The sequence below is a fragment of the Flavobacterium sp. genome, assembly GCF_027484945.1.
In the GTDB taxonomy this organism is placed as follows: domain Bacteria; phylum Bacteroidota; class Bacteroidia; order Flavobacteriales; family Flavobacteriaceae; genus Flavobacterium.
Genome location: NZ_JAIXRZ010000028.1, coordinates 53,938 through 77,848, shown reverse-complemented (window position 1 = coordinate 77,848; position 23,911 = coordinate 53,938). Strand labels below are relative to the sequence as shown.

21 protein-coding genes and 1 tRNA gene are annotated in these 23,911 nt (G+C 37.6%); 4 read left to right on the top strand and 18 right to left on the bottom strand.

Going from position 1 to position 23,911, the window contains the following annotated elements; genetic code table 11:
* Window positions 1–197: 197 nt before the first annotated feature.
* On the bottom strand, window positions 198–1,433 hold the full coding sequence (locus Q0039_RS04755; RefSeq protein ID WP_297509867.1) for an FtsX-like permease family protein: 1,236 nt from the start codon (window positions 1,431–1,433) through the stop codon (window positions 198–200).
* Here Q0039_RS04755 and Q0039_RS04750 point away from each other — a divergent pair.
* Entirely contained in the window at window positions 1,414–2,652 is a 1,239-nt protein-coding gene (locus tag Q0039_RS04750; RefSeq protein ID WP_297509862.1) for a DUF1343 domain-containing protein, read from the top strand. The genes Q0039_RS04755 and Q0039_RS04750 overlap by 20 nt on opposite strands.
* Here Q0039_RS04750 and Q0039_RS04745 read toward each other — a convergent pair.
* Both Q0039_RS04745 and Q0039_RS04740 read right to left on the bottom strand, forming a co-directional pair.
* Window positions 2,637–2,864 carry a hypothetical protein gene (locus Q0039_RS04745; protein WP_297509858.1) on the bottom strand — a complete coding sequence of 76 codons (228 nt, stop codon included), beginning with the start codon at window positions 2,862–2,864 and terminating at the stop codon, window positions 2,637–2,639. The genes Q0039_RS04750 and Q0039_RS04745 overlap by 16 nt on opposite strands.
* A gap of 42 nt (window positions 2,865–2,906) precedes the next feature.
* Entirely contained in the window at window positions 2,907–3,404 is a 498-nt protein-coding gene (locus Q0039_RS04740; protein WP_297509856.1) for a YkgJ family cysteine cluster protein, read from the bottom strand.
* A gap of 33 nt (window positions 3,405–3,437) precedes the next feature.
* Here Q0039_RS04740 and Q0039_RS04735 point away from each other — a divergent pair, with 33 nt between their 5' ends.
* Entirely contained in the window at window positions 3,438–4,139 is a 702-nt protein-coding gene (locus Q0039_RS04735) for a methyltransferase domain-containing protein (protein WP_297509853.1), read from the top strand.
* Between the two features lie 99 nt (window positions 4,140–4,238).
* Here the strand turns inward: Q0039_RS04735 and Q0039_RS04730 are convergent, their stop codons facing one another.
* The 7 genes from Q0039_RS04730 to Q0039_RS04700 all read right to left on the bottom strand — a co-directional run bounded on the left by Q0039_RS04730 (window position 4,239) and on the right by Q0039_RS04700 (window position 10,195).
* Entirely contained in the window at window positions 4,239–5,396 is a 1,158-nt protein-coding gene (locus Q0039_RS04730; protein ID WP_297509851.1) for an aminotransferase class V-fold PLP-dependent enzyme, read from the bottom strand.
* A 62-nt stretch (window positions 5,397–5,458) separates the two neighbouring features.
* Window positions 5,459–5,884: a DUF2059 domain-containing protein gene (locus Q0039_RS04725; protein ID WP_297509848.1), complete on the bottom strand. Its 426-nt coding sequence runs from the start codon at window positions 5,882–5,884 to the stop codon at window positions 5,459–5,461.
* Between the two features lie 175 nt (window positions 5,885–6,059).
* Window positions 6,060–6,692 carry a 7-carboxy-7-deazaguanine synthase QueE gene (locus Q0039_RS04720; RefSeq protein ID WP_297509845.1) on the bottom strand — a complete coding sequence of 211 codons (633 nt, stop codon included), beginning with the start codon at window positions 6,690–6,692 and terminating at the stop codon, window positions 6,060–6,062.
* A gap of 5 nt (window positions 6,693–6,697) precedes the next feature.
* Window positions 6,698–8,008 carry a ribosome biogenesis GTPase Der gene (gene der / locus Q0039_RS04715; protein WP_297509842.1) on the bottom strand — a complete coding sequence of 437 codons (1,311 nt, stop codon included), beginning with the start codon at window positions 8,006–8,008 and terminating at the stop codon, window positions 6,698–6,700.
* Between the two features lie 192 nt (window positions 8,009–8,200).
* Window positions 8,201–9,085 (bottom strand): GTPase Era, encoded by an 885-nt coding sequence (era, locus tag Q0039_RS04710; protein WP_297509839.1) that lies wholly within the window; start codon window positions 9,083–9,085, stop codon window positions 8,201–8,203.
* A gap of 51 nt (window positions 9,086–9,136) precedes the next feature.
* Window positions 9,137–9,209 (bottom strand) — tRNA-Met (locus Q0039_RS04705).
* Window positions 9,210–9,337: 128 nt separating this feature from the next.
* On the bottom strand, window positions 9,338–10,195 hold the full coding sequence (locus Q0039_RS04700) for a leucine-rich repeat domain-containing protein (protein WP_297509836.1): 858 nt from the start codon (window positions 10,193–10,195) through the stop codon (window positions 9,338–9,340).
* 370 nt (window positions 10,196–10,565) lie between these two features.
* Here Q0039_RS04700 and Q0039_RS04695 point away from each other — a divergent pair, with 370 nt between their 5' ends.
* Entirely contained in the window at window positions 10,566–11,729 is a 1,164-nt protein-coding gene (locus Q0039_RS04695; RefSeq protein WP_297509832.1) for a GNAT family N-acetyltransferase, read from the top strand.
* Here Q0039_RS04695 and abc-f read toward each other — a convergent pair.
* The gene (gene abc-f / locus Q0039_RS04690) at window positions 11,720–13,648 is read right to left on the bottom strand and encodes a ribosomal protection-like ABC-F family protein (RefSeq protein ID WP_297509829.1); all 1,929 of its coding nucleotides are present in this window, start codon (window positions 13,646–13,648) and stop codon (window positions 11,720–11,722) included. The two genes, Q0039_RS04695 and abc-f, sit on opposite strands and share 10 nt — an antisense overlap.
* A gap of 65 nt (window positions 13,649–13,713) precedes the next feature.
* On the opposite strand from abc-f, the gene Q0039_RS04685 reads away from it, so the two are divergent.
* A complete protein-coding gene (locus Q0039_RS04685) occupies window positions 13,714–14,100 on the top strand; it encodes a DUF983 domain-containing protein (protein ID WP_297509826.1) in 387 nt (128 codons plus the stop codon).
* Here Q0039_RS04685 and Q0039_RS04680 read toward each other — a convergent pair.
* The 7 genes from Q0039_RS04680 to topA all read right to left on the bottom strand — a co-directional run bounded on the left by Q0039_RS04680 (window position 14,066) and on the right by topA (window position 23,729).
* Window positions 14,066–15,133, bottom strand: a complete 1,068-nt coding sequence (locus Q0039_RS04680; RefSeq protein WP_297509823.1) for an FAD-binding oxidoreductase — start codon at window positions 15,131–15,133, stop codon at window positions 14,066–14,068. The genes Q0039_RS04685 and Q0039_RS04680 overlap by 35 nt on opposite strands.
* Window positions 15,134–15,190: 57 nt before the next feature.
* A complete protein-coding gene (gene gldN, locus Q0039_RS04675; protein ID WP_297509819.1) occupies window positions 15,191–16,102 on the bottom strand; it encodes a gliding motility protein GldN in 912 nt (303 codons plus the stop codon).
* A 41-nt stretch (window positions 16,103–16,143) separates the two neighbouring features.
* A complete protein-coding gene (gene gldM / locus Q0039_RS04670; protein WP_297509816.1) occupies window positions 16,144–17,679 on the bottom strand; it encodes a gliding motility protein GldM in 1,536 nt (511 codons plus the stop codon).
* Between the two features lie 52 nt (window positions 17,680–17,731).
* Window positions 17,732–18,361: a gliding motility protein GldL gene (gldL, locus tag Q0039_RS04665; RefSeq protein WP_297509813.1), complete on the bottom strand. Its 630-nt coding sequence runs from the start codon at window positions 18,359–18,361 to the stop codon at window positions 17,732–17,734.
* 58 nt (window positions 18,362–18,419) lie between these two features.
* On the bottom strand, window positions 18,420–19,844 hold the full coding sequence (gene gldK / locus Q0039_RS04660; protein WP_297509810.1) for a gliding motility lipoprotein GldK: 1,425 nt from the start codon (window positions 19,842–19,844) through the stop codon (window positions 18,420–18,422).
* Window positions 19,845–20,066: 222 nt separating this feature from the next.
* Window positions 20,067–21,218 (bottom strand): formimidoylglutamase, encoded by a 1,152-nt coding sequence (locus tag Q0039_RS04655; protein WP_297509806.1) that lies wholly within the window; start codon window positions 21,216–21,218, stop codon window positions 20,067–20,069.
* A gap of 6 nt (window positions 21,219–21,224) precedes the next feature.
* The gene (gene topA / locus Q0039_RS04650) at window positions 21,225–23,729 is read right to left on the bottom strand and encodes a type I DNA topoisomerase (RefSeq protein ID WP_297509803.1); all 2,505 of its coding nucleotides are present in this window, start codon (window positions 23,727–23,729) and stop codon (window positions 21,225–21,227) included.
* Between the last annotated feature and the right edge of the window lie 182 nt (window positions 23,730–23,911).

The following is a 23,911-nucleotide window of genomic DNA, read 5'->3' as shown; positions in this document are numbered from 1 at the left end:
TATTCATTCCAACTCTTATTGGGAACACCAAAAAAACGATAAGCAACCATACAATAGCACCAAAATAGTGGTCTTTTAGCCCCGATCGAAGCGGCACCCCAACCAAGGCGCTAGCCGAAAGTTGTGTACAGCGGAGAGCGGGAAGAAACACCCCAAAACGCAGTCAATGCCGCTCCAAAAAAAGAAAAACCAATTAATTATTCAAATCGAATAGACTTGGAAGGAACAATCCGGGTTATAATATACGAAGGAAGCAACAACACCAACAAACAGATCAATAAAGTGCCGCAATTTAAGAGCAGGATATAAAACCAATTGATATCTACTGGAGCTACCGTCACATAATAGCTTTCAGGATCAAGCTTTATTACGCCAAAAAACTTTTGAACATACAAAACCAATATCGCAATACCATTACCCCAAAACAAACCGCGAACAATAATGTAAAACGCATTGTACAAAAAGATTTTGCGAATAGACCAATTATTTGCTCCTAACGATTTTAAAATCCCGATCATTTGTGTACGCTCTAAAATAAGCACCAACAAGGCAACCACCATATTTATCGTCGCTACCGTAATCATTACCAGTATGATGATTAGTATATTAAAATCAAAAAGTTTTAGCCAATCAAAAATATAGTAGAACTTCTCCGTGACCGTCTGCGAATTCAAAGTAGAAGAAGTCTCATTATAAACTTCTTCCCCTTTTTGGGCAATTTGATCAAAGTCGGACACAAACACCTCAAATGAACCTACCGCATCAGAACGCCAATGATTCATTCGTTGCACATGTTTCAAATCACCAATTATATATGCTGAATCAAAATCTTTAACACCTGAATTGTAAATTCCTGCCACTACAAAACGGCGTGCTCTAGGTAGCTTATGCTGACCCTGTACCAAAAAAAAGGTATTAAACTTACTCCCAACACCTAAATTTAGACGGGTTGCCAAATACTGGGAAATTAAAATTTCATTCGAATATTCTGCCCCTATTTTAGGAACGGTACCGGCAACTAAAAACTCGCGAAGCGCGTCCCATCGATAATCTTTGCCAACTCCTTTAAAGAGTATTCCTTCAAAAGATGTTGCAGTTCGAATTATCCCTGCCTTAGTAGCCACCGCTTGAACATGTTCAATTCCCTGAACCGAATTAAATTTGGGATAAAATTTTTGATGTATTGAAATAGGCACAGTACTTACATCAGAAGCATTACCATTGAATCCCGAAATGACGATATGCCCATTAAATACGGCTATTTTTTGGCGAATTTTCTGCTGCAAACCCAAACCCGTGGCCAAAGCAATTATCATCATAAACATGCCCATCGCAATAGCAATGATTGCAATTTTTATTATTGGTGCAGAAATACTACTTTTATCCCTCTTGGAAGTCGTAAGCCGTTTTGCTATGAAAAATTCTAAATTCAATCGTATATGTACTAGCGTGTTCAAAAATACAGTTTTATTCTGGGTTTTGCTAATGCTTTCCTGCGGGAGTCAAAATAATCAAAAGCGATCCACTACCCCATCACACCCTAATAGGACAAGGTTTATCAAAATACAAACTGGGGCAGACAACACTTCAAATTATCTACCGCTTTTGCAACAAAAAAGAGTGGGAATTGTAACCAATCAGGCCGGATTACTCTCCAATAACATTCACATCGTTGATTATTTGATTAGTCAACAAATTAATGTTCAAAAAATCTTTGCTCCCGAACATGGCTTTCGGGGCACTGCCGATGCCGGCGAAACTATTGTTGATGGCAAAGACACTAAAACGGGCTTGCCCATTATTTCGCTATATGGTAACAATAAAAAACCCAATCCTGAACAGTTGGCAAATATCGATATTCTCGTTTTTGACTTACAAGATGTTGGTGCGCGATTTTACACCTACATATCGTCTTTACATTACATTATGGAAGCATGTGCAGAAAACAACATTCCGCTCGTCGTATTAGATCGACCCAATCCCAATGGCGGTATTGTAGACGGACCTGTTTTGGAAAAAGAACATTCCAGTTTTGTGGGTATGCATCCGATTCCAGTTCTTCACGGCATGACCATTGGTGAGTATGCCCAGATGATTAATGGCGAAAAATGGTTGAAAAATGGCGTACAATGTCGTCTTGTCGTCATTCCTTGTCTTTATTATAATCGCAAAATGGCCTATAGCTTACCCGTTCGCCCATCGCCCAATTTACCGAATGACCAATCTATAAATTTGTACGCGAGTTTGTGTTTTTTTGAAGGAACAAACGTCAGTGTTGGTCGCGGCACCGAATTGCAATTTCAAATTTATGGATCCCCTTTTTTACAAAACATGCCTTTTACATTTACACCGCAACCCAACTTAGGTGCTAAAGAGCCCATGTATAAAGGTGTTCTATGCTACGGTGAAAATTTATCCAATCAAAACAAAGTTGATCGCTTGGAACTGAAATGGCTTTTAAATGCGTACAAGAACACAACGGACAAACAGACGTTTTTCAATAACTTTTTCACCAAATTGGCTGGAACTGAACTATTGCAAAAACAAATTGAATCGGAAATGACCGAAGATGCCATTCGAGCAACATGGAAACAAGGTATAGCGGACTTTCTTAAAATGCGGAAAGACTATTTGCTTTATGAATTAAAATAGCGCTCGATTGCTTGTTTTAGTATTTTAAAGACAAAAAATAAACTGTAAAAAATTCCGGTTAATAATCCGAAAACAACAACAGACATTGCTAAAATTTCAAAACCAAATGCCACTTTACTCGGATTGGGAGTATCGGTATCTATATAGGCCCCAAATAGGGTTAGTGCAAGTGCTACTAAATATATCCCAAAGAGAATAAACAAATGCCGCATACAACGATTGTTTTTCTTAACAACGCATACGGTGGTAAAAAATTATTTAACCGGAATACTTTTCTTCATTGCTTCGACAATATTGAACGCAGCCGGACAAATCGAAACGTTTTGCAGGGTTAAATTGGCGATTTGATAAAACTTGGTGCGATCGGTATGCGGGTATTCGCGACAAGCTTTCGGACGTACCTCATAAATACTGCAATAATTCGATTCATCTAAAAACGTACAAGGAACGCTTTTCAACACATAATCGTTGTCTTCATCAATCCGCAAATACTGATCAATAAACTGCTGGGGTTTTTGGCGCAAGTGTTTGGCGATGCGTTCGATATCGGCCGAGGTAAATAAAGGGCCCGTTGTTTTGCAGCAATTGGCACATTGTAAACAATCCGTTTTTTTAAATTCACGTTCGTGCAACTCTTGCATTTGGTAATCCAAATCCCGAGGCGGATTTTTTTTGAGCTTGTCAAAATACTTTTTGTTCTCACTCTGGCGCTCTTTGGCCAATTTTGCTAATTCGTGTACTGCTGGTTTCAAAGTTGTAGGGTATCTTTGTGCAAAAATACAATCATGTTGGATTTATTCGGCCAAGCCATCCTCGATTTTTATACCCAAAATAATCCGCAACCGCTTTATACAGAAACTTCTATCTCAGAAGTAGACGAAATGGATGTGGCGTATTTGTTTCGCACCTTTAAAAACATGCCTAAATTGGAACAAAAAGCATTGCAATTGGCCCATGGTCGCGTTTTAGATATTGGTGCAGGCGCCGGATGCCATGCAGTATATCTCCAACAAAAAGGATTTGAGGTGACGGCATTAGACCATTCAGCTCAAGCCATTGAAACTTGCCGTCTACAAAACATCAACCATTGCATTCAAAGTTCGCTACTCGAGTTTCAACCCGAAACACAATACGATACCCTTCTCCTATTGATGAATGGAACAGGAATTTTTGGACGTTTAAATCAAACCGCACTTTATCTCCAAAAACTAAAATCACTTTTAAATCCCGGAGGTCAAATTTTAATAGATAGTTCAGATTTAATCTATATGTTTGATGAAGCTGATGATGGTGGCCGATGGATTCCAGACCATGGGTATTATGGCGAACTAGAATTTACTCTGACATATAAAGGACAAAAAGAACAGTTTCCTTGGTTGTATTTGGACTACAATACGCTTCAAAATGCAGCTTTGGCCAACGGATTACAATGTGAATTGATTATCGAGGGCAAAAATTACGATTATTTGGCACGGTTGACGGTTTGATTTTTTGGGCAGCAATTCCGGCTTTCCGCTTTATCCCTCCACTTCGTTGCGGGGATACCACTTCAATCCGGGCTGCACTGTGTAAATATCATATACCATTTAAACATCGATTAAATCCGTCGTTTGGATAATATCCAATAACGCAGCATATAAGAGATCCAAATCCGCAACGGTATTATATGCATTAATTGAAAATCGTAAAAACACGCCATCGTTCAAAGGCATCACCGGAATTTGAATCTTGTATTTCGTGTACAATAGTTCTTTGAGTTCAATCGGCTTGGCGGTACAAACGGGTATGCTCGCCATCTGACCCAGAAATTCTTCAGTAACAGGACAAATCGGCTGACTATTCACTAATTTACAAAACCGCGAATACTGTTCGACAACCAACTGACGGCAGGCTTTGGCTTGGGTTTTCCAGTCATTCTCTTTTAAAAACTGAATCACTTGCGGAGTACACAAATAGGTTGAATGATCGTTGGTGCCTTGGTATTCGTGATAATCCAAAAACTGACTTTCACTTGGAAACAAACTTTCATAGCCCCAACTCACCACGAGTGGATCGAGATCGGCCTGAAACTCTTTTTTTACGTACAAAAACGAACTTCCTTTGGGCGCCAACATCCATTTATGTAAAGTACCCGTATAATAATCGGGATTGAGTTCGCGCAAATTCAACGGAATATGTCCAGGCACATGCGCTCCGTCAACAATTGTAATTAATCCAAGTTCTTGCGCCTTATCACAAATTTCTTTCACAGGAAATATAAGTGCTGTCGAACTTGAAATATGATTGATAAAAACCACTTTAGTATTGGAGGAATATCCCTTCCAAAATTCATCCAAGAGTTGCTCTTTGGATTGAACAGGCAATGAAATGGGTTGACGAATGTATTTAGCACCTGTTTTTTTACAATAAAAATTCCAGGTTCGATCCATGGCCCCGTATTCATGGTTGGTTGCTAAAATTTCATTTCCAGGTTGCAATTGCAAACTCCGCATGATGGTGTTGATGGCTTGGGTGGGATTGGGTGTAAAGAAAAAATCTTCAGGTGCACATCCGATATATTCAGACAAAGGTTGCTTGGCCACTTTCAAATACACCGGTAATTTCTTTTGAATAAAGTGTACGGGGTCGGCTTCCAATTCGCGTTGCAAATTCATTTTGGCTTCAAAAATAGGTTTGGGTGTTGCACCGAAAGAACCATGGTTTAAAAAAGTAATCGTTGGATCTAATAAAAAATGTGTTTTCATAATTTTTAGTCAAAAAAAAACCCAAACAAAATGTTCGGGAATTTCTTATTTTCAGGTTGAAATTATTGCATGTATTTCATCATCAACGCTTGCAAGTCGGCTTGAATTTCCATCATACTTTCTTGCGATTTTTGATTAAGCTCACCTGCTTTTTCTTTCATTTTTTTACCAACAGGGCTGTTGTAAAAAGCCATCATCCCTTTAACATCTTCTTTCGTATATACTTGCATATATACTTCGGCTGTTTTTTCATTGATTTTTGACATTAAACCATCAAACTCGACTGTGAATGCAGCTTTTTTGTCATCGGGAACCTGTGTTAATAATTGATCTTTGTAGTTGTTTAACATATTTCCAGAGCCACTGGCTTCAATAACCGCTAAACATTCTTTTTTGAAATTTTCATCGATAGCTGGTTTAGCAGCATCTTGAGAAAATCCGAAAGTTGAAACGCATACAAATGCGAAAGTGAAAACTAATTTTTTCATAGTATGATTATTATTTAATGTGATAAATGTACATTTTTCTATTTAAACTAAGACGTCAAATCGTATTTTTTGTTACGTAAATACGACCGAAACTTTTTTAAATACTAAAACCCGGTAGTTTTTGTCAATTATAATTTTTAAAAACCATTCAAAAAACTATACGATCGGAATAGAATTAAGGAATATTTAAGTACTTGTGGGTTTGTAAGGAAATCCGCCATTTCGGATTTTGCATGACGTAGTCGACTATTAAGGGAGTGATTGCTTCTTTTTTACTCCATTCGGGTTGTAAAAACAATACCGCATCTCGGTTTACTTTTTGGGCTTGTTCTTCGGCGAAAATAAAATCATGTTTGTTATGAATAATTACTTTCAATTCATGAGCAATGGCATAGGCTTCATCAACCGGTAGTCGGTTTTTCTTTGGCGAAAGGCAAAACCAATCCCACACACCTGTTATAGGATATCCTCCCGAAGTTTCAATATGGACCCGCATACCCATTTGATGCAATCCATTGGTTAACGCAGTCATATCCCATGTTAACGGTTCACCTCCTGTAACTACGACAGTATCTGCATACGATTTAGCATTTGAAATAATTTGCGCAATAGCAGTCGGCGGATGCAAATCGGCGTTCCAACTTTCTTTTACGTCGCACCAATGACACCCCACATCACATCCTCCAATACGCACAAAATAGGCAGCAGTTCCCGTATGAAATCCCTCCCCTTGAATGGTGTAGAATTCTTCCATTAACGGCAACATTAACCCCTGATCTACGGCTTGTTGAATCTCTTTGGTCAGCATAAATACTATTTATCGCGGATATAAATATCGATCGGCACTCCAGTAAAGTTCCAGTTTTCGCGGATTTTATTTTCTAAAAAACGTTTGTACGGATCTTTAACGTACTGCGGCAAATTGGCAAAAAACACAAACTGCGGAACAGGAGTTGGCAATTGCATACAGTACTTAATTTTAATATATTTTCCTTTTAAAGCGGGTGGCGGAAAATTTTCAATCAAGTTTAACATGTATTCATTAAACTTAGAGGTGGCTATCCGTTGTTTGCGACTTTCATACACGGCAACCGTAGCTTCTAAGGCTTTTAACAAACGCTGTTTGGTTAGCGTTGACGTAAATAAAATCGGCACATCGGTAAATGGCTCCAATTGTTTACGGATACGTAATTCGTATTCGCGCATGGTCATGGTTTCTTTTTCAACCAAATCCCATTTATTTACTAAGATAATAATGCCTTTTCGGTTTTTTTGAGCCAACCAAAAAATATTTTGATCCTGACTCTCAAAACCACGGGTAGCATCGACCATTAAAATACACACATCACTATGCTCAATCGCTCGTACGGAGCGCATAACCGAATAAAATTCTAAATCTTCTTTTACTTTGGCTTTACGTCGTATTCCAGCTGTATCAACCAAGTTGAAATCAAAGCCAAATTTAGTAAAACGCGTATCTATTGCATCTCGAGTTGTTCCTGCAATATCGGTGACAATATAGCGGTCTTCGCCAATTAAAGCATTGATAAAAGATGATTTACCTGCATTGGGGCGACCAACCACACAAAATCGCGGTAATTGCTCTTCTTCATCCGATGTTTCGGGCAATTCGGGTAATACTTCGACTAATTTATCTAAGAGCTCTCCCGTACCGCTTCCATTCATTCCCGAAAGTGTAAAATACTCGCCCAACCCTAAATTATAGAATTCATAGGCATCTTTTTCACGGCTGGCGGAATCAACTTTATTCACGGCCAATAAAACCGGCTTGGTTACTTTGCGCAATAATTTGGCGACTTCAGCATCCATAGGAGTAATTCCCTCTTCAACATCGACAACAAAAATAATAGCGTCGGCTTCATCGATGGCCAATTCTACTTGTTTGCGAATTTCAGCTTCAAAAATATCTTCCGAACCTTTGATATAACCACCGGTGTCGATTACCGAAAATTCTTTTCCGTTCCACTCGCTTTTACCATAATTGCGGTCACGAGTAACCCCACTCACCGAATCGACAATAGCTTCTCTTCGTTGAATGAGTCGGTTAAAGAAAGTCGATTTGCCGACATTTGGTCGTCCGACGATTGCCACAATATTGTTCATACGTATTCTAAATTGGGATGCAAAGGTAATAAAGTTGGCTGGAGCATTCTAATTTTTTACTCCATAGTTGGATTCCAGTCATGAAGAGGGCAAAAAAACGACTAGGTAATTCTCTAAAGAATCCATACCGATAGCATTAGCTCCGATTATGGCATCAAACTCCAGTTAATCGCTTTAATAGATCCTGTGGATTTATTTTTGGTTGTAGCCAAATCGGCGAAGTTGGAAGGCATTGCTACGCCAATCTTTGTTGATTTTGACAAAGATTTCGAGATATACCTGTTTTCCGAAAAACGTTTCCATGTCTTGACGCGCCATAACCCCAACTTTTTTGAGGGCGGCACCTTTGTGACCGATAATTATTCCTTTTTGGGTTTCGCGTTCGACCATGATTAGGGCTTTGATCCGAATAATGTGGTCTTCCTCTTTAAATTCTTCCGTTTCTACTTCGACGGCATAGGGAATTTCTTTTTCATAATTCAACAAAATTTTCTCGCGAATAATTTCATTAACAAAAAAACGCTCGGGCTTATCAGTTAGCGCATCTTTTGGATAATACGGGGGTGCTACAGGAAGTAAAGCAAGAATGCGATTAAAGACCTCCTGTACATTAAAGTTTTGCAAAGCTGAAATTGGAAAGATTTCGGCATTGGGTACTTTTTCTTTCCAAAGGGCAACCTGTTCTTCTAATTGTTCTTGATGCGAAGTGTCAATTTTGTTAAGCAATAAAAGCACCGGGATTTTAGCATGAATGATCTTATTAAAAAATGCTTCGTCTTTAAGCTCTTTTTCGCCAATTTCGACCATATAAAGCAATACATCGGCATCTTCGAAAGCAGTTTTCACAAAATCCATCATAGAATTTTGCAACGCATAGGCCGGTTTAATTATACCGGGGGTATCGGATAGCACCACTTGAAAATCATCCCCATTCACAATACCCAGAATTCGGTGGCGGGTAGTTTGTGCTTTGGAAGTAATAATCGACAATCGTTCGCCCACAAAGGCATTCATTAAGGTTGATTTTCCTACGTTGGGATTTCCAATGATATTAACAAAACCGGCTTTGTGTGACATGGTGTGCGGGATTAAATAAAAAAGCCAATCCTTATGATTGGCTTTTCCTTGTAGCGGGAACAGGACTCGAACCTGTGACCTTCGGGTTATGAGCCCGACGAGCTACCTACTGCTCTATCCCGCGCTGTTCGGATGCAAATATACAACTAATATTTAAAATACAAGTTGGTTTAAAAAATATTTGTTTACCAGATACTTTATCAATAAACCTATTGAAAAACAAGAGTATATACTTTTAAAAACGGATGCAAATTATTCTTCTTCGGCAATAGCTGAAGTACTATCTGCTTTGATTGCCAAATTAACAGCTAACCCTTGCTCGTTAATCATGGTCATATTCATCTGGTCTTTGGTGTACATTTTTTTTGACACAAAACCATTGAATTTGTTGTATGAAATGTTCATCGCGGTTAAATTGGGCATAGCTTCAATTTCAAAGGGAACCGATCCGTTTAATCGATTATCAAACAAACTTAAGGTTTGCAATGCGGTTAAGTTTGCAATTTCCGGGGTAAGACTACCTTCCAACTCGTTGCTGTTTAATTCAAGGATTCTTAACCCTTTTAGTGAATAAATTGTGGCTGGTAGTTGACCCGTTAATCGATTGTTGTAGAGTGATACTACTTCTAAATGCGTTAATGCACCGATTGAATCTGGAATAGGACCACTGAAATTATTCATAAACAAAATGAGTTCTCTTAATGCGACTGCCCCAGCAATATCAGAGGGTATTCTTCCCGAAATTTGATTGAACGAAACATCCAAAACCTGTAAATTTTTCAACTGCCCTATGGCTATTGGAAGTTCGCCTTCAAGCTTGTTTTTAAACAATACCAACACTTGAAGATTTTTTAAGTCGCACAAATGCGGGGTAAGAAATCCCGTCAAATTGTTATCCGAAAGATTAATGCCTACCACTTTATCATTTACTACCGATACCCCATACCAAGTAGATACCGGCTTTGTTATATCCCACTTATTGATCCACTGGGCACCATTGGCGGCTGTATTAAATTCAAGTAGGGCTTTTTTCTCTGCATTGGAAACTTCAGCTAAAGCGCTTACAGATAAAAAGAAAAGGGCAAAAAGAGTAACGATTGATTTCATCATCAGTAGGATTTGGTGGATTAAAAATACTCCTTTCAGTCGTTTATATGCAAATAAAATCGATGAAATGCATAAAAATCGCAAAACCACACCTATTTAATGTGTTTTTTCCTACTTTTAATATTGGTTGTAGTGTAATCAAAAAATGATACCATTGACATACTAACCTTTAATTGTAACCAACAATGGAACTCGAAATGAATTGGATAGCAATTTTGTACTTGCTGCTTGTCCAACTTTTATTTAATAAGTGACCAGTGGTTTTTGGATTGTTTGTTTTACACTCATGGGGGCCATTCTTTGTGGCATGCCAAAATAATTCCTTAACATTTTATTACCAATGAATCGCCCTACATTTGTGAGGCGATTTTTTATGATGACCTCAAAACTTCACTATCATATTTATACTTCTACTGCTGAACTGCCTTACAATTGGGATCAAGTAGCAGTTTCCAATGCTTTTTTACAAACACCCTATCTCCGTGTACTGGAGCAATCGGCTCCCTCAAATATGGCGTGTTTTTTTATTGGTATTTATGAAGACGAACTACTGATTGGGGTAGCATTGGCACAATACCTCGATGTGCAAAAATTACATTCCTTTGGGAAACAGTTAGGCACCATTCAGTCGTTCGTGCGTAATTTTGCCTTACGCCAATTTGCTTCGCACGTATTATTTATTGGTAACAACATGATTACTGGGCAAAACGGCTATGCTTTATCAAAAAATATCTCCTATCAGGAAATTAGTCGTTTGCTTCGTGCAATGGCTGATGAATTGGTTGTTTACTTTAAAAAGAAAGGCATTTCCATACATGTAGTTTCATTCAAAGACTTTTATGAAGATTGCACAGAAGCTTTGCGCCGTTTTGATTTTAAGACGCTATTTAATTTTACCGTTCAGCCCAACATGATATTAAACCTTCGTCCCGAATGGAAAACAAAGGAAGATTATAACGCTGCACTTACAAAAAAATACCGTGACCAATTCAAACGTGCCCAAAAAAAATTTGAAGGAATTAATTACAAAGCGTTGAAATATGAAGACCTATTACACTATGAAGAGCAATTGTATGCATTATACCATCATGTAGCCATAAACGCCCCGTTTAACACCTTTTTTCTTGCTAAAAATCACTTCAGTACTTTTAAAAAACAAGTTGGCGAACGCTTTCAATTATTTGGTTATTTCTATGAAGACAAATTGATTGGGTTTCATACGCTATTATTAAACGGTACAACACTAGAAACCTACTTTCTCGGTTACGATGCTGCGATTCAAAAAGAAAAAATGGTGTACTTAAATATGTTATATAATATGATTGCATTTGGAATTGAAAACCAATTGGAACGAATCATTTTTGGGCGCACGGCAATGGAAATTAAAAGTTCGATTGGTTCCCTCCCAATTCCGATGTATGGATTCATGTATCACACCCAGCCGATTATCAATCGATTTATCCCAAAATTGTTTAAAAATTTACAACCCCCCGCACCATTTGAACTGCGTCACCCGTTTAAAACACCTCACGAATAGGCTTCCAAATCCAGTTGAATCGTTTCCCATTCTTGCAACAACACCTGTAGCTCTTGCTTTTTCTTTTCATAGGTGCTAAAGAATTTTTGATCTTGACTGTACTTGTCAAAATTTTCGGCTAAAGCTTTGTCATCGTTTTGTATTTCTTTCTCCAACTGTTGAATGAGAGATTCGACTTTACTTAACCGATTTTGAAGGGTTTTCGCTTTTTTCTGATCGTCATACGATAGATTTTTTGAAGGTTTACTAACGTTTGACGCTGTATTTATACCTTCATTTATATCTTCTTTTTTTTCAAATTCCCGCATATTTTGAACATTGCGCTGTTCTAAAAAGAAGTTGATATCCCCTAAGTATTCTCTAATTTTTGTGTCTTTAAATTCGTAGACGATATTGGCCATTCCTTGCAAAAAATCACGGTCGTGAGAAACGATGAGTAACGTACCTTCGTAGTGTTGCAACGCTGCTTTTAAAACATTTTTTGATTTAATATCCAAGTGATTGGTGGGTTCGTCCATCAACAATACATTAATCGGCTGCAATAGCAATCGGCACAACGCCAAGCGGTTGCGCTCACCTCCCGAGAGCACTTTAACCTTTTTCTCTACATCGTCACCCCGAAATAAAAAAGCGCCCAGCATATCACGCACTTTGGAGCGATTACCATCGGTGGCTGCCTCTAACATCGTGTCCAATAAGGTTTTTTCACCATCTAAATGATCGGCTTGATTTTGAGCAAAATAACCCAACTCTACATTATGCCCCAATTTAATCGTTCCTTCATACGGGAACGCATCAACAATTGCCTTAATAAAGGTTGACTTCCCTTGGCCATTCTGTCCAACAAAAGCAATTTTACTTCCCCGTTCGACCAAAAGCGAAATGCCTTTTAAAACTTTTTTTTCTCCAAAAGCTTTAGAAACATTTACCGCCTCAACAACCACACGGCCGGGTGTTTTAGATACCGGAAACGAAATTGCCATAACCGCATTATCATCTTCATCGACTTCAATGCGTTCTACTTTGTCCAATTTCTTGATTAACGATTGAGCCATTGCTGCTTTTGTCGCTTTGTATCGGAACCGTTCGATTAATTTTTCTGTTTCTTCAATTTTCTTTTGCTGATTCCGCTGGGATGCCAATTGTTTTTCACGGATATCTTCCCGCAACACCAAATATTGAGTATACGGTTTATTATAATCATAAATTTTTCCAAGCGAAATTTCGATAGTACGGTTGGTTACATTGTCTAAAAACATCTTATCATGCGATACAATTACAACTACCCCCGGAAACGATTTTAAAAATTGTTCCAACCAAATAATACTTTCTATATCCAAATGGTTAGTAGGCTCATCGAGAAGCAAAACATCATTGGACTGTAATAGCAATTTGGCCAATTCAATTCGCATACGCCAACCACCAGAAAACGTTTCAGTAGGGTTATTAAATTCTTCACGCTTGAAACCGAGACCTAACAAAATCCGTTCGGTATTACCCACATAATTATATCCGTCAAGTAATTCAAATCGATGGGTAAAATCGGATAAATCTTCAATCAGTTGCGAATACGCTTCGCTTTCATAATCGGTTCGTGTAGCCAATTGATCATTGATAGCATCAATTTTCCGTTCGATATATTTTAGTTCTTCAAAAGCTTCGTAGGCTTCCTCTAATACGGTACGTCCTTTTTCAAAATCAATGTCTTGACGAAGAAAGCCGAGTTTAATATCGCGTTCGGTTGCAAGGGTCCCGCTATCTGGTTTTAAATCGCCTGAAAGTATTTTTAACAGAGTCGACTTACCCGCACCGTTTTTCCCAACAAGACCTACGCGGTCTCCAGAACCCAACCGAAAGGTGACTTCTTCAAACAAATAAGTTCCTCCGAAGGAAACCGATAAATTGTGTATATTCAGCATAAAATGTAACTTTAGTTACCTATAAAAAGGTAGTGAACTCTTACCTTTGTGTAAAATTTTTGCAAATGTTAAAAAAAGGCTGGAAAATCAATAGTATTTTAACAGGAAGTTGTCCCCGTTGTCAAGAAGAATCGATGTATGTAGCAAAAAATCCTTTTAAGCTCAAAACTATTTATGCCATGCATGAACAATGCAGTCACTGCCATTTACATTACGAGATCGAACCCTCATTTTTTTATGGAGCGATGTATGTGGCCTATGCAGTATCTATTGCGTTTGGAGTTGCTATTTTTGTTATCACAAATCTCATCTTAGGATTATCGGCTAAAACTTCATTTATTTCATTAGGAATTGGGATTTTAATTTTAATGCCAATCACGGCGCGTATTGCACGCAACATTTACATTAATATGTTTGTTAATTTTGATAAGGATTGGAAGGGGCATTCTTAATCCGTTTGATATCGATATAAGGATCCAAAGGGAATTCATATTCTAAATGTTCAAAAAGGGCTTTTGCCATAGCCGGTCCCAGCATCACACCACGTGTTCCAAGTCCGTTTAATACTTGTAATTGCGGAAATAATGGATGAGTACCCACTAATGGTCTACGGTCTTTTACCGTTGGACGCACACCCGCATAGTGTTCGACAACTTTATAATCACAATGCAAAAAAGTATCTAAATTTGCACACAATTCTTTTCGTGCTTCTTCTGTTTTTAGATCGGACTTATCCTCCCAATTATAGGTTGCTCCAACTTTGTATAAATCATTTCCTAGCGGTAATACAAATACCCCCGATTTGATGATGACATCAGACTTTAATTCGGGCGCTTTGATGATCAATAATTCTCCTTTAGTGCCGTCTAAGGGCAAATAGTTAAAAAAAGGATTTTGGTGGATTCCGAAACCTTCGGCAAAAATCAGATGTTTTGCTTTAATATCGTGATAAGAAACTGAATGATCTTGAAGTTGTAGCTCGTTATAATTAAAACGTTCATTTCGAAATTGATTGTGTGCATGTAAATAATTTCGAAAATTAGATACCAATGCAGCCGTATCAACAAAACCACAATGTTCTACTGCTCCAAAACCAAATGGTGCAGATATAGGAACCTTTTGGGATGCAATTAATTGTGTTGAAAGAAAAGGAGCTAACTGTGGTTTATCAGCTGCTGAGAACCAGTTGTTTTGTTCTTCAATAGAATAAAATATTCGGTTTAACGGTTTGGGGAAATCAAACTGAGCTTTTAAATCTACTGCTAACTGTTGATAAAAGTTTTGTGCCAAATTTAGCTGCTCTTGTGCTTGCCAAACCGCACTAAATCGTTTTAAAATAACCGGATTATAGAGGCCTGCAGCAATGCGGGAAGAATTTTGAGAATCATCACTCAGCAGTAAAAATGATTTTTGGTGTATGCGGCAATGTTGTGCAAACGCAATACCTGCTAATCCACCACCAACTATAAGGTAATCAATAGTCATAATAAAAAAAACTCCTACAAAGGTAGGAGTTTTCTATGTTGTTGATTGAAAAACATTTTAGTAGTTCCACATGTCTTGCTCGAAGTTGCGAATTTTTTCTTTCACACGTTCCGATTCGAGAAGTTGAGACTGCGCATTATCTTTCATATAATCTTGTATCAGACGGTCACCATAAACGTTTTCTTCTTTGTAAATCACACCGTTAAAACGACGGGAGTTTAACAATTGATCAAACGTTATTGGCATTGCTGAATTTCGATCATTGAAGGCTTTAGCTTCATGCAATATATCTCTAATGGAAGGGAAATAAACCCAAAACAACTCAATTGGATCATTATTTCCTCTTGCTTTGTCACGCGCTTCGGTAGCCATTGGACAAATAGCCATTAAGCGGTATTTTAATTCGCTTTGACGTTTGTCAAAATACCAGAAACCTTTGACTTTGTAACCTGAAATATCTGAAGCATCCAATTCAGTTTCATTGATGAATTGTTTGTCCAACACTTTTTTACCCGATTTATAATCATCAAAGTAATTGTTGATTTCATCTTTACCCGCTTCTGTAGTGTCGATAAACTTAAAAATCGACGACATATCTTTTAATGATTTTTTGGTATTGAAATAGTCATCACCATAAACTTCAGTGATTTTGCCTTCCTTAATACCTTTCAATAAAACCGCAAAAAGAGAACGTCTTTCTTTACCTACAAAAGCTGTATCTACAGGGTAGTACAATGGAAAGTTGATACGCTCGTCCAAATCGATGTTTTCCCAAATCATTTTACCCATTAAAACATCACGATCATGAACATAACCGTAAGGAAGTGGCTTGTCGTTATCGGATTCCAACTGAGCAGCGGTCTTTTTACCGATTTCATCCGGTTTTTTTGCATTCAATAAATTTGATTGCGCAGAAACCGTTGTTCCGAACACTACGATGGCAATTAATAAAAGGTTTCTCAATTTCATTTTAATTCAGTTTTATAGTATACAACGACTTTTTAAAAGCATTATTGTATTTCATAGATAGCAGGAGCAGCATCTTTCACAATGATTGAACCTGCACCATCTACTTTAGATTTAATATCAGAAATAGTTACCTGGTCTCCTTTAGACACACGTGCCAAAGCTGCAATACATTGTGGGCTTAAACGATCACCATTTACAACGATAGAAGCTTGACCTGGAACTTTGAATACAAACTGGGTTACTTTAAATTTCAAATCATATAAGAAATCTGGTAAAACAGCTGTAATTTGAGAAGCTTGTAAACGTGACTTAGCTCCTTTTTGCATTCCTTCTTTACCTCCGATAGCACCAAGTGGAGCAGGGATATTTTTGATACGGAATACTTTTTTATCACTTACTGATTTTCCATCGGTCATTTTACCAGAAACATTGATAACAACTTCTGTACCTGCACCTGGGTTTAAATCGTATTTACCTTTTCCTAAATTTTTCAATCCAGGAGCTGATGCAGTTACGTTATTATCTGAAATTCCCGCAATCGAGATAGTCATTGGATTCGGTAAACCACGGTATACCACATTCATTTTATCTGCAGAGATATTAGCATTGTTTGGACGTGGTACAACTACGTACTTACCTTCGAAAGGTAAATTAACAGGTTTACCATCTTCCATAAATGTAAAGCTACCATTTAAGTTTTGCTCACCAATACTACCCGCCGTAGAACTAATTACTGCCTGACCGTTAACAATTTTACCAGGTCCTTTGAAACTAGCCACTTTAACGTTTTCATCGTATTTTCCGATTACAACTTTACCTGTAACTTGTTCACCTTGGAAATAAACATTTTTATCTAGGGCAACAATCGCTTGGAAATTTTTCAAAGACATTGTCTCGATCGCAGCTTTACCTAACAAAATAGAATAAATATCAGCCTCTGCCTTTTTTATGTCATTTTGTGTTAAAGCTAACTTAGACAACGTTGCCACTGCAGGGAAACCTTTGAAGTGGTAATCTAAGTATTTTTTTGTAACACCTTCACCGTCTTTAACGTCTTTGGTATTGAATTTAGTGTCAATTTCACGAACGATTGGAGTAAGCTTTACATTTTCACCTAATACGGCTTTCATTTCCGACAAGTACTTAGCATAAGCACCTACGATTTCAGTTCCTTTTGGAGAATAGCCATCACCTTTAAACCATTTTTCGTCAATATTTGACTTATCCATCGCTTCATAAGGTAACTTACCTGTTTTCTCGTCTAGTTCGAAGTCTTTAGTAATATCACCTTTAATGGTTTCTAAATAATCATAAAAAGTTTTTGAAATCTCTTTAACACGATTCGCTTGATCCAATGCTGCCTTAAAGTTCGCATTTTCTTCAGCTTTTGAAGCTAAAACGCGTAACATATCTTCGTTCGCCTTTTTAGCACCTGCGTTAACTTCTTCAAATTTTTCGTCCATCAAACCGAACGCCGAAAGTACTTCTTTCGACATGTTTAATGCCAACATCGCGATGAAAACCAAATACATCAGGTTAATCATCTTCTGTCTAGGGGTTAATTTTCCTCCTGCCATTTCTTCTAATTAGTTTTAATTCGTTAAAATAAATATGAGCTTTTAAAACTAATTATCGGTTGCTCATTGCAGATAACATACCTCCATAAACCGTATTTAACGACTGTAAGTTAGAGGCTAATGATTGCATTTGATCTTTTAATTTTATATTGTTTTCAGCAACTTCATTGTTGATTTGAGCATTGCGCTCTGCTGCTTGTAATTGAACTTGGTATAAGCTGTTCAATGTTTCTAATTGAGAAGCTGCTTTAGTCATTTCTTCAGCATATTTTTTTGTAGAAGCAACCGAATCAACTGTTGGTGAAATCGCTTTTGCAGCACCTTCAAAATTTTTGATACTGTTTCCTAAGCTTGCCATTAATTCTCCATCGATTTTTGCTTCTTTTAATAAGTTATCTAATTTTTGTGATAACAAACCTTGAGCTTCAGCTGGATTTTCTTTTTTGTCTTTAGCTTTAGCTTGACCACCTGCTAATTCAGGATACACTAAAGACCAGTCTAATTCTTTTTCAGGAGCATCAAAAGCAGAAAGACCGAAAATTAATGCTTCTGTACTTAATCCTATGATAAGCATTAAACTAGCACCTGGCCAGTGCATTAATTTGAATAGCGCTCCAACGATTACAACAGCCGCACCCATACCATAGGTAAAATTCATAACTTTAGGTGGTAATAGTCCCATAATAAAAATAATTTAGTTAGTTAAGTTTAATATAATTAAGTTAGTTAATATACAATTATTAGCGTTTTCCTGGTTTTCCAGCATTACCGGTAACTTGTGTACCCATATAATCTTGAACCGTACGGAATCCAATGTAGCTTCTTGCTGTATCTTGGTATTCAAAGTCACGAGTACCTAATTGCAAGAAATAAGCTACGTCTTTCCATGAACCTCCACGTACCACTTTACGTTTGTTTGAAGTGTCTGGTACATTTGGATTCATTGTTGAAACATATTCATAGGCTCCTGCATCATAAGACGAATCCGTCCATTCTGCAACATTACCTGACATGTTATATAAATTGTAACCATTAGGTTGGAACGATTTTGCTTCTACAGTATACAATGCTTGGTCGGCAGCGTAATCTCCACGGTTAGGTTTAAAGTTTGCCATAAAACAACCTCTATCGTTTTTAGCATATGGCCCTCCCCAAGGATATGTTGCTGACTCTAGACCACCACGCGCAGCATACTCCCATTCTGCTTCAGTTGGCAAACGGAATGAATTTACTAAATCTCTTCCTTTTTTCTGAGATTTGATAAATACGTTTTTATTTAATGTTCTCCAAGCACAAAATGCTTTAGCTTGCTTCCAATTCACCCCTACTACTGGATAATCACCATAAGCTTGGTGCCAGAAATAATCATTGTGCATAGGCTCATTATACGAATAAGCAAAGTCCTTGATCCATGCAGTAGTATCGGGATACACTAGTGTTTTTTCGTTACGGATAAACTTACTTCTTTTACCCACTTTTGCTTTTGCAGCAGCTTGAATATCCATCCATGAATAACGGAAAACCAATTTATTCACATCAATCGTACGAAGACCATTGTAGGATTCTGTAGCTGGCAAATACATCGAGTCCATTACTTCTACATAATATTCATCAGGGTATTTTTTAGTGTCAGTAATTAATTTCACTTTACGATTTAAACGACGTCCCGCATAAGGATCTTCAGGAGTTCCTACACTGTAATAATTTTCATACATGTATTTGTCGTAAGGAGTCATTTTAGCTGGATCTTGATCGTTGAAAGCAAAATCTCCAATACTACCGCTCACGCCGCCTTTGCCCCCTTTACCACCTTTACCGGCTCCAGGTTTTACACCTACTTCATCAGCAAGAACTGCCAAACGTACACGAATCGTTGAATCCTTAACCCACTCTACGAATTGACGGTACTCACTATTGGTAATTTCGGTCTCATCCATGTAAAAGGAACGAACAGTTACCGTTTTAGTAGGTGCATCTTGTACATTAGCTAAATCATCATCTGACTTACCCATGATGTAAGCTCCTCCTGGAACCAATGTCATTCCAAAAGGTTTCTCAGGATACCACTTTTTACCCTTTACTCCTACTAATTCGCCTTTGTCACTCGACTTACCACAGCTAACTAAAAGAGTTAATACAGATGCAAACGCAATGAACTTCTTCATATAATTTGGGTTAATTTATGTTATTTTTTTTGAGGCCGTAAACCTATCTATAATTTTTTAAAAAAACAATTATTTATTTCTGAAATTTTAATTTTCAAACCAAAAATACAATTTAACTTGAATTAGCAATGAAATATCATCGATAAAATGCACTTTTAAATCGTTAAATTGCAATTTTTATGTTTTACATACTATTATTCTTACAATTATTATGTTTTACTGTTATAAAATACTTTTTCGCTGTGCTTTCCACCAACGTTCGGGAAACTCTTGATTGCAAGCTGCCAAATAGTCTTCGTATGTACAAGGCATTAACGTATTTTTGTGAAGCTTATTGTGTATGTTTGAAAAAAATGGCACTTCGATCCACCAACGATCTGTTTTATTGCTTTTGTAAAAAACAATTTCCTCCTCTTCAAAAGGAACAATATACTTTAAATAGTGCTCTCTGCTTCCAAAAGGATATTCGTTGGAACGAAAGTTTACCCCTTCAATAAAATACCAAATAATTTGCGCAATCAGCGGTGCCTCTTGTGGTGTAGCATGGTGATTAAAAATACCAAAAGCACTAACTTTATCACTTATCCCCGAATAACGTGCCAATGCACATATTTCTTTACCATTAAAACCATTGGGTTGAAAATGGATAAAATTTCCAGAATCCGAAGATTTTACAGCAGTCAAATCCAAACTGACTAAATCGGCATCTCGAAAAACGGGTTCGGCAATTGCTATAGTGTTGGTTACTTCACCTAATCGATACGCATCAAAATAAAGTTTCTCAACCAAATCAATTTCTTCTTGTGAATTATAATAGGTTTGAAATCCAACATTGCTGTAATTAAACAAATTGGTCGGTTCTTCAACGATCATTTTTGACAAATACGATAAAGCCGGGACCGAATCATCTTGCTTTCCAAAATCAAATCTACTGTCTATTGAAACCAAATTCACCATTTGCTCCAAATCGTCATATCCACGGTAAACCGCATACGTCAAATCTTGAGAACCTCCTATTATTATAGGAATGACTTTTTGCTTTAACAAACGAGATACTACTTTACTCACAGCAAAATAGGTGTCTGCGGGAGAATTACCCGGAACAATATCGCCCATATCGGCAATGGTCTTGCTCCAATTTCCGGGAAATAATCGATACAATTCCAAACGAATTGCCGCTAAATCTTCCTGCTCAACATAGGTGTGAGCACCTCGGTTTTCTGGAACGCCAATAATTGCAATTGCTACTTTTTGAATATCGGGAAATTCCTCATGGGTATGAAACACTACTTTACTAGATAAGTGTTGCGAAGACAAGCGCTTAATATCTATTAGTAAATCGGTATCGAGTGGGGTTAGAAAGTCAAATTCCATAACGTTCTATTTCTTTTTGGCCGGTGTTTTTTTAGCCGATGATTTTTTGGTAGTAGTTTTAGTTTTTGAAGGCGCCTTTTTTTCGATCATTTCTTTTACCTGATCTAGGGTTAGATTAGCGGCCACCACATCTTTACTTAATTCGATTTTTATTTTACCTTTTAGTATTACCGAACGGCCCCAACGCGCTTTTTCAATACGAATACCTTCAGCTGTCCACTCTTGTATAACCTTTTCTTCTTCTTTTTGTAATTTTTCTACAATTAACGTTTGCAAATCAGCGGCTGTTAAATGATCAAAATCGTATTTCTTACTTACATTAATATATAACCCGTTCCATTTAATAAAAGGTCCGAAACGTCCCACACCTTTTTGCACTGGCATTCCTTCATATTCACCAATGGGTGCATCGGCTTGATTTTTTTCGTCGATCAAACGTTGTGCAATCGCCATAGTAGCATCCATAGGATCCATTCCTTTGGGTAGCGAAATAAACTGCTTCCCAAAACGCACATAGGGTCCGAAACGTCCATTGTTGACCTCAACTTCTTCGCCTTCATACACTCCTAATTTTTTGGGCAATTCAAATAAGTTAAGCACCTCTTCCAAGCGCACAGTTCCTATATTTTGATCTTGGCGCAAACTTGCAAATTGTTTGTTTTCGTCTTCAGCAGCTCCAATTTGAGCCATTGGTCCAAATTTACCTAATCGAACAGAGACGGGTTTGCCCGATTTTGGATCAATTCCTAAAATACGTTCACCACTCTCACGATCTGCATTTTGCTCTACATCCATCACATTGGGATGAAAATGACTGTAAAAATCATTCATCATCGCTGCCCAATCACGGTTTCCTTCGGCTATATCATCAAAATCTTGTTCAACCTTAGCAGTAAAATTATAATCTAAAATAGTTTCAAAATTTTTGACTAAAAAATCATTGACAATTGTTCCGATATCTGTAGGCACCAATTTTCCTTTATCTGAACCAACATTCTCTTTCAAACTTTGGGTTGTAACAACACCCTTTTTTAAAGTTAATTGTTGGTAGTTGCGCTCCTGCCCTTCAAAACTTCCTTTTTCTACATAATTACGTCCGATAATTGTAGAAATTGTAGGTGCATAGGTAGACGGACGCCCTATTCCTAACTCTTCAAGTTTTTTTACTAATGATGCTTCGGTATACCGACTTGGTGGTCTTGAAAAACGTTCCGTAGCGGTAATCGATTGATTAAGCATACGCTCCCCAACCTTCATCGCGGGCAGCATTCCTTCTTGCTCCTCCTCATCATCATCATGTCCTTCTAAATAAACTTTTAGAAAACCTTCAAATTTAATCACCTCCCCAGAAGCTACAAATTGTTCAGGGTGATTGTTGGCGACAATTTTAACGTGCGTTCGCTCCAACTCGGCATCACTCATTTGCGAGGCTAAGGTTCTTTTCCAAATCAAATCGTATAATCGCGCCTGATCACGATCCGTTTCTACAGTGTGCCGCGACATATCAGTTGGACGTATCGCTTCGTGTGCCTCTTGAGCACCTTTGGATCTATTCGTAAAACTGCGCGACTTACTATATACTGCTCCATACGAACGTGTAATCTCTGCTTTGGCTGCAGCCATTGCTTCTTGCGACAAGTTCACACTATCGGTTCTCATGTAGGTAATTAACCCCGCTTCATACAAGCGTTGGGCAATTTGCATGGTTATTCCAACGGGTAAATACAGCTTTCGTGCGGCTTCCTGTTGCAAGGTAGAAGTGGTAAACGGTGGTGCAGGCGATTTTTTGGCAGGTTTAGTTTCTAAGTCACCTATCGAATAATGCGAACCTATATTTTGTTCTAAAAACTGTGCTGCCTCTTGTTGGGTAGCAAAATTTTTTGAAAGCTTTGCCTTTACGACTTTTCCTTCTTCATTGGTAAATTCGGCTGCAATACTAAACGATGCTTCAGGTTGAAAACCTAAAATTTCGCGCTCACGCTCTACGATTAAACGAACAGATACGGATTGTACACGGCCGGCTGATAAACCTCCTTTAACTTTTTTCCATAGCACAGGAGATAACTCATACCCAACCAAACGATCCAAAACACGACGCGCCTGTTGCGCATTAACTAGATTATAGTTGATACCTCTCGGATTTTCAATTGCTTTTTGAATGGCTGTTTTGGTAATTTCATGAAAAACAATGCGCTTGGTTTTGTTTTGATCCAATTTCAATTCCTCTGCCAAATGCCAAGAAATAGCCTCTCCCTCGCGGTCCTCATCGGAAGCTAACCATACCACTTCAGCTGATTTAGCAAGATCTTTGAGTTTTTTTACCAATGCCTTTTTATCTGAGGAAACTTCATACTTGGGTTTAAAGCCATTGGTCACATCGACACCTATCTCTTTAGAGGGTAAATCAGCAATGTGTCCATAACTTGACTCCACTTGAAATTCATTTCCAAGAAATTTTTCAATGGTTTTTGCCTTGGCAGGCGACTCAACAATCACTAAATTCTTTGCCATGCTATAGTTTTATTTGGGCAAAAGTAGGTGTTTTTTTTAAATGATGTAAAATACACAAGGAATTGCAACTCGGGTATTTCAACATTAACCAACGCTACAACTATTTTTTAGAACTAATTCGCTATGAAATATAACTTCAATTTCTATGCAAAATAAAAATGTTTACCAACTTAATAATTTAG

Bases quoted from the DNA above. Each gene is read 5' to 3' on its own strand.
- Q0039_RS04750 (WP_297509862.1), top strand. From the start codon at position 1,414: ATGAAAAATTCTAAATTCAATCGTATATGTACTAGCGTGTTCAAAAAT.
- Q0039_RS04745 (WP_297509858.1), bottom strand. From the start codon at position 2,864: ATGCGGCATTTGTTTATTCTCTTTGGGATATATTTAGTAGCACTTGCA.
- Q0039_RS04735 (WP_297509853.1), top strand. From the start codon at position 3,438: ATGTTGGATTTATTCGGCCAAGCCATCCTCGATTTTTATACCCAAAAT.
- Q0039_RS04730 (WP_297509851.1), bottom strand. From the start codon at position 5,396: ATGAAAACACATTTTTTATTAGATCCAACGATTACTTTTTTAAACCAT.
- Q0039_RS04725 (WP_297509848.1), bottom strand. From the start codon at position 5,884: ATGAAAAAATTAGTTTTCACTTTCGCATTTGTATGCGTTTCAACTTTC.
- Q0039_RS04720 (WP_297509845.1), bottom strand. From the start codon at position 6,692: ATGCTGACCAAAGAGATTCAACAAGCCGTAGATCAGGGGTTAATGTTG.
- der (WP_297509842.1), bottom strand. From the start codon at position 8,008: ATGAACAATATTGTGGCAATCGTCGGACGACCAAATGTCGGCAAATCG.
- era (WP_297509839.1), bottom strand. From the start codon at position 9,085: ATGTCACACAAAGCCGGTTTTGTTAATATCATTGGAAATCCCAACGTA.
- Q0039_RS04700 (WP_297509836.1), bottom strand. From the start codon at position 10,195: ATGATGAAATCAATCGTTACTCTTTTTGCCCTTTTCTTTTTATCTGTA.
- Q0039_RS04695 (WP_297509832.1), top strand. From the start codon at position 10,566: ATGATGACCTCAAAACTTCACTATCATATTTATACTTCTACTGCTGAA.
- abc-f (WP_297509829.1), bottom strand. From the start codon at position 13,648: ATGCTGAATATACACAATTTATCGGTTTCCTTCGGAGGAACTTATTTG.
- Q0039_RS04685 (WP_297509826.1), top strand. From the start codon at position 13,714: ATGTTAAAAAAAGGCTGGAAAATCAATAGTATTTTAACAGGAAGTTGT.
- Q0039_RS04680 (WP_297509823.1), bottom strand. From the start codon at position 15,133: ATGACTATTGATTACCTTATAGTTGGTGGTGGATTAGCAGGTATTGCG.
- gldN (WP_297509819.1), bottom strand. From the start codon at position 16,102: ATGAAATTGAGAAACCTTTTATTAATTGCCATCGTAGTGTTCGGAACA.
- gldM (WP_297509816.1), bottom strand. From the start codon at position 17,679: ATGGCAGGAGGAAAATTAACCCCTAGACAGAAGATGATTAACCTGATG.
- gldL (WP_297509813.1), bottom strand. From the start codon at position 18,361: ATGGGACTATTACCACCTAAAGTTATGAATTTTACCTATGGTATGGGT.
- gldK (WP_297509810.1), bottom strand. From the start codon at position 19,844: ATGAAGAAGTTCATTGCGTTTGCATCTGTATTAACTCTTTTAGTTAGC.
- Q0039_RS04655 (WP_297509806.1), bottom strand. From the start codon at position 21,218: ATGGAATTTGACTTTCTAACCCCACTCGATACCGATTTACTAATAGAT.
- topA (WP_297509803.1), bottom strand. From the start codon at position 23,729: ATGGCAAAGAATTTAGTGATTGTTGAGTCGCCTGCCAAGGCAAAAACC.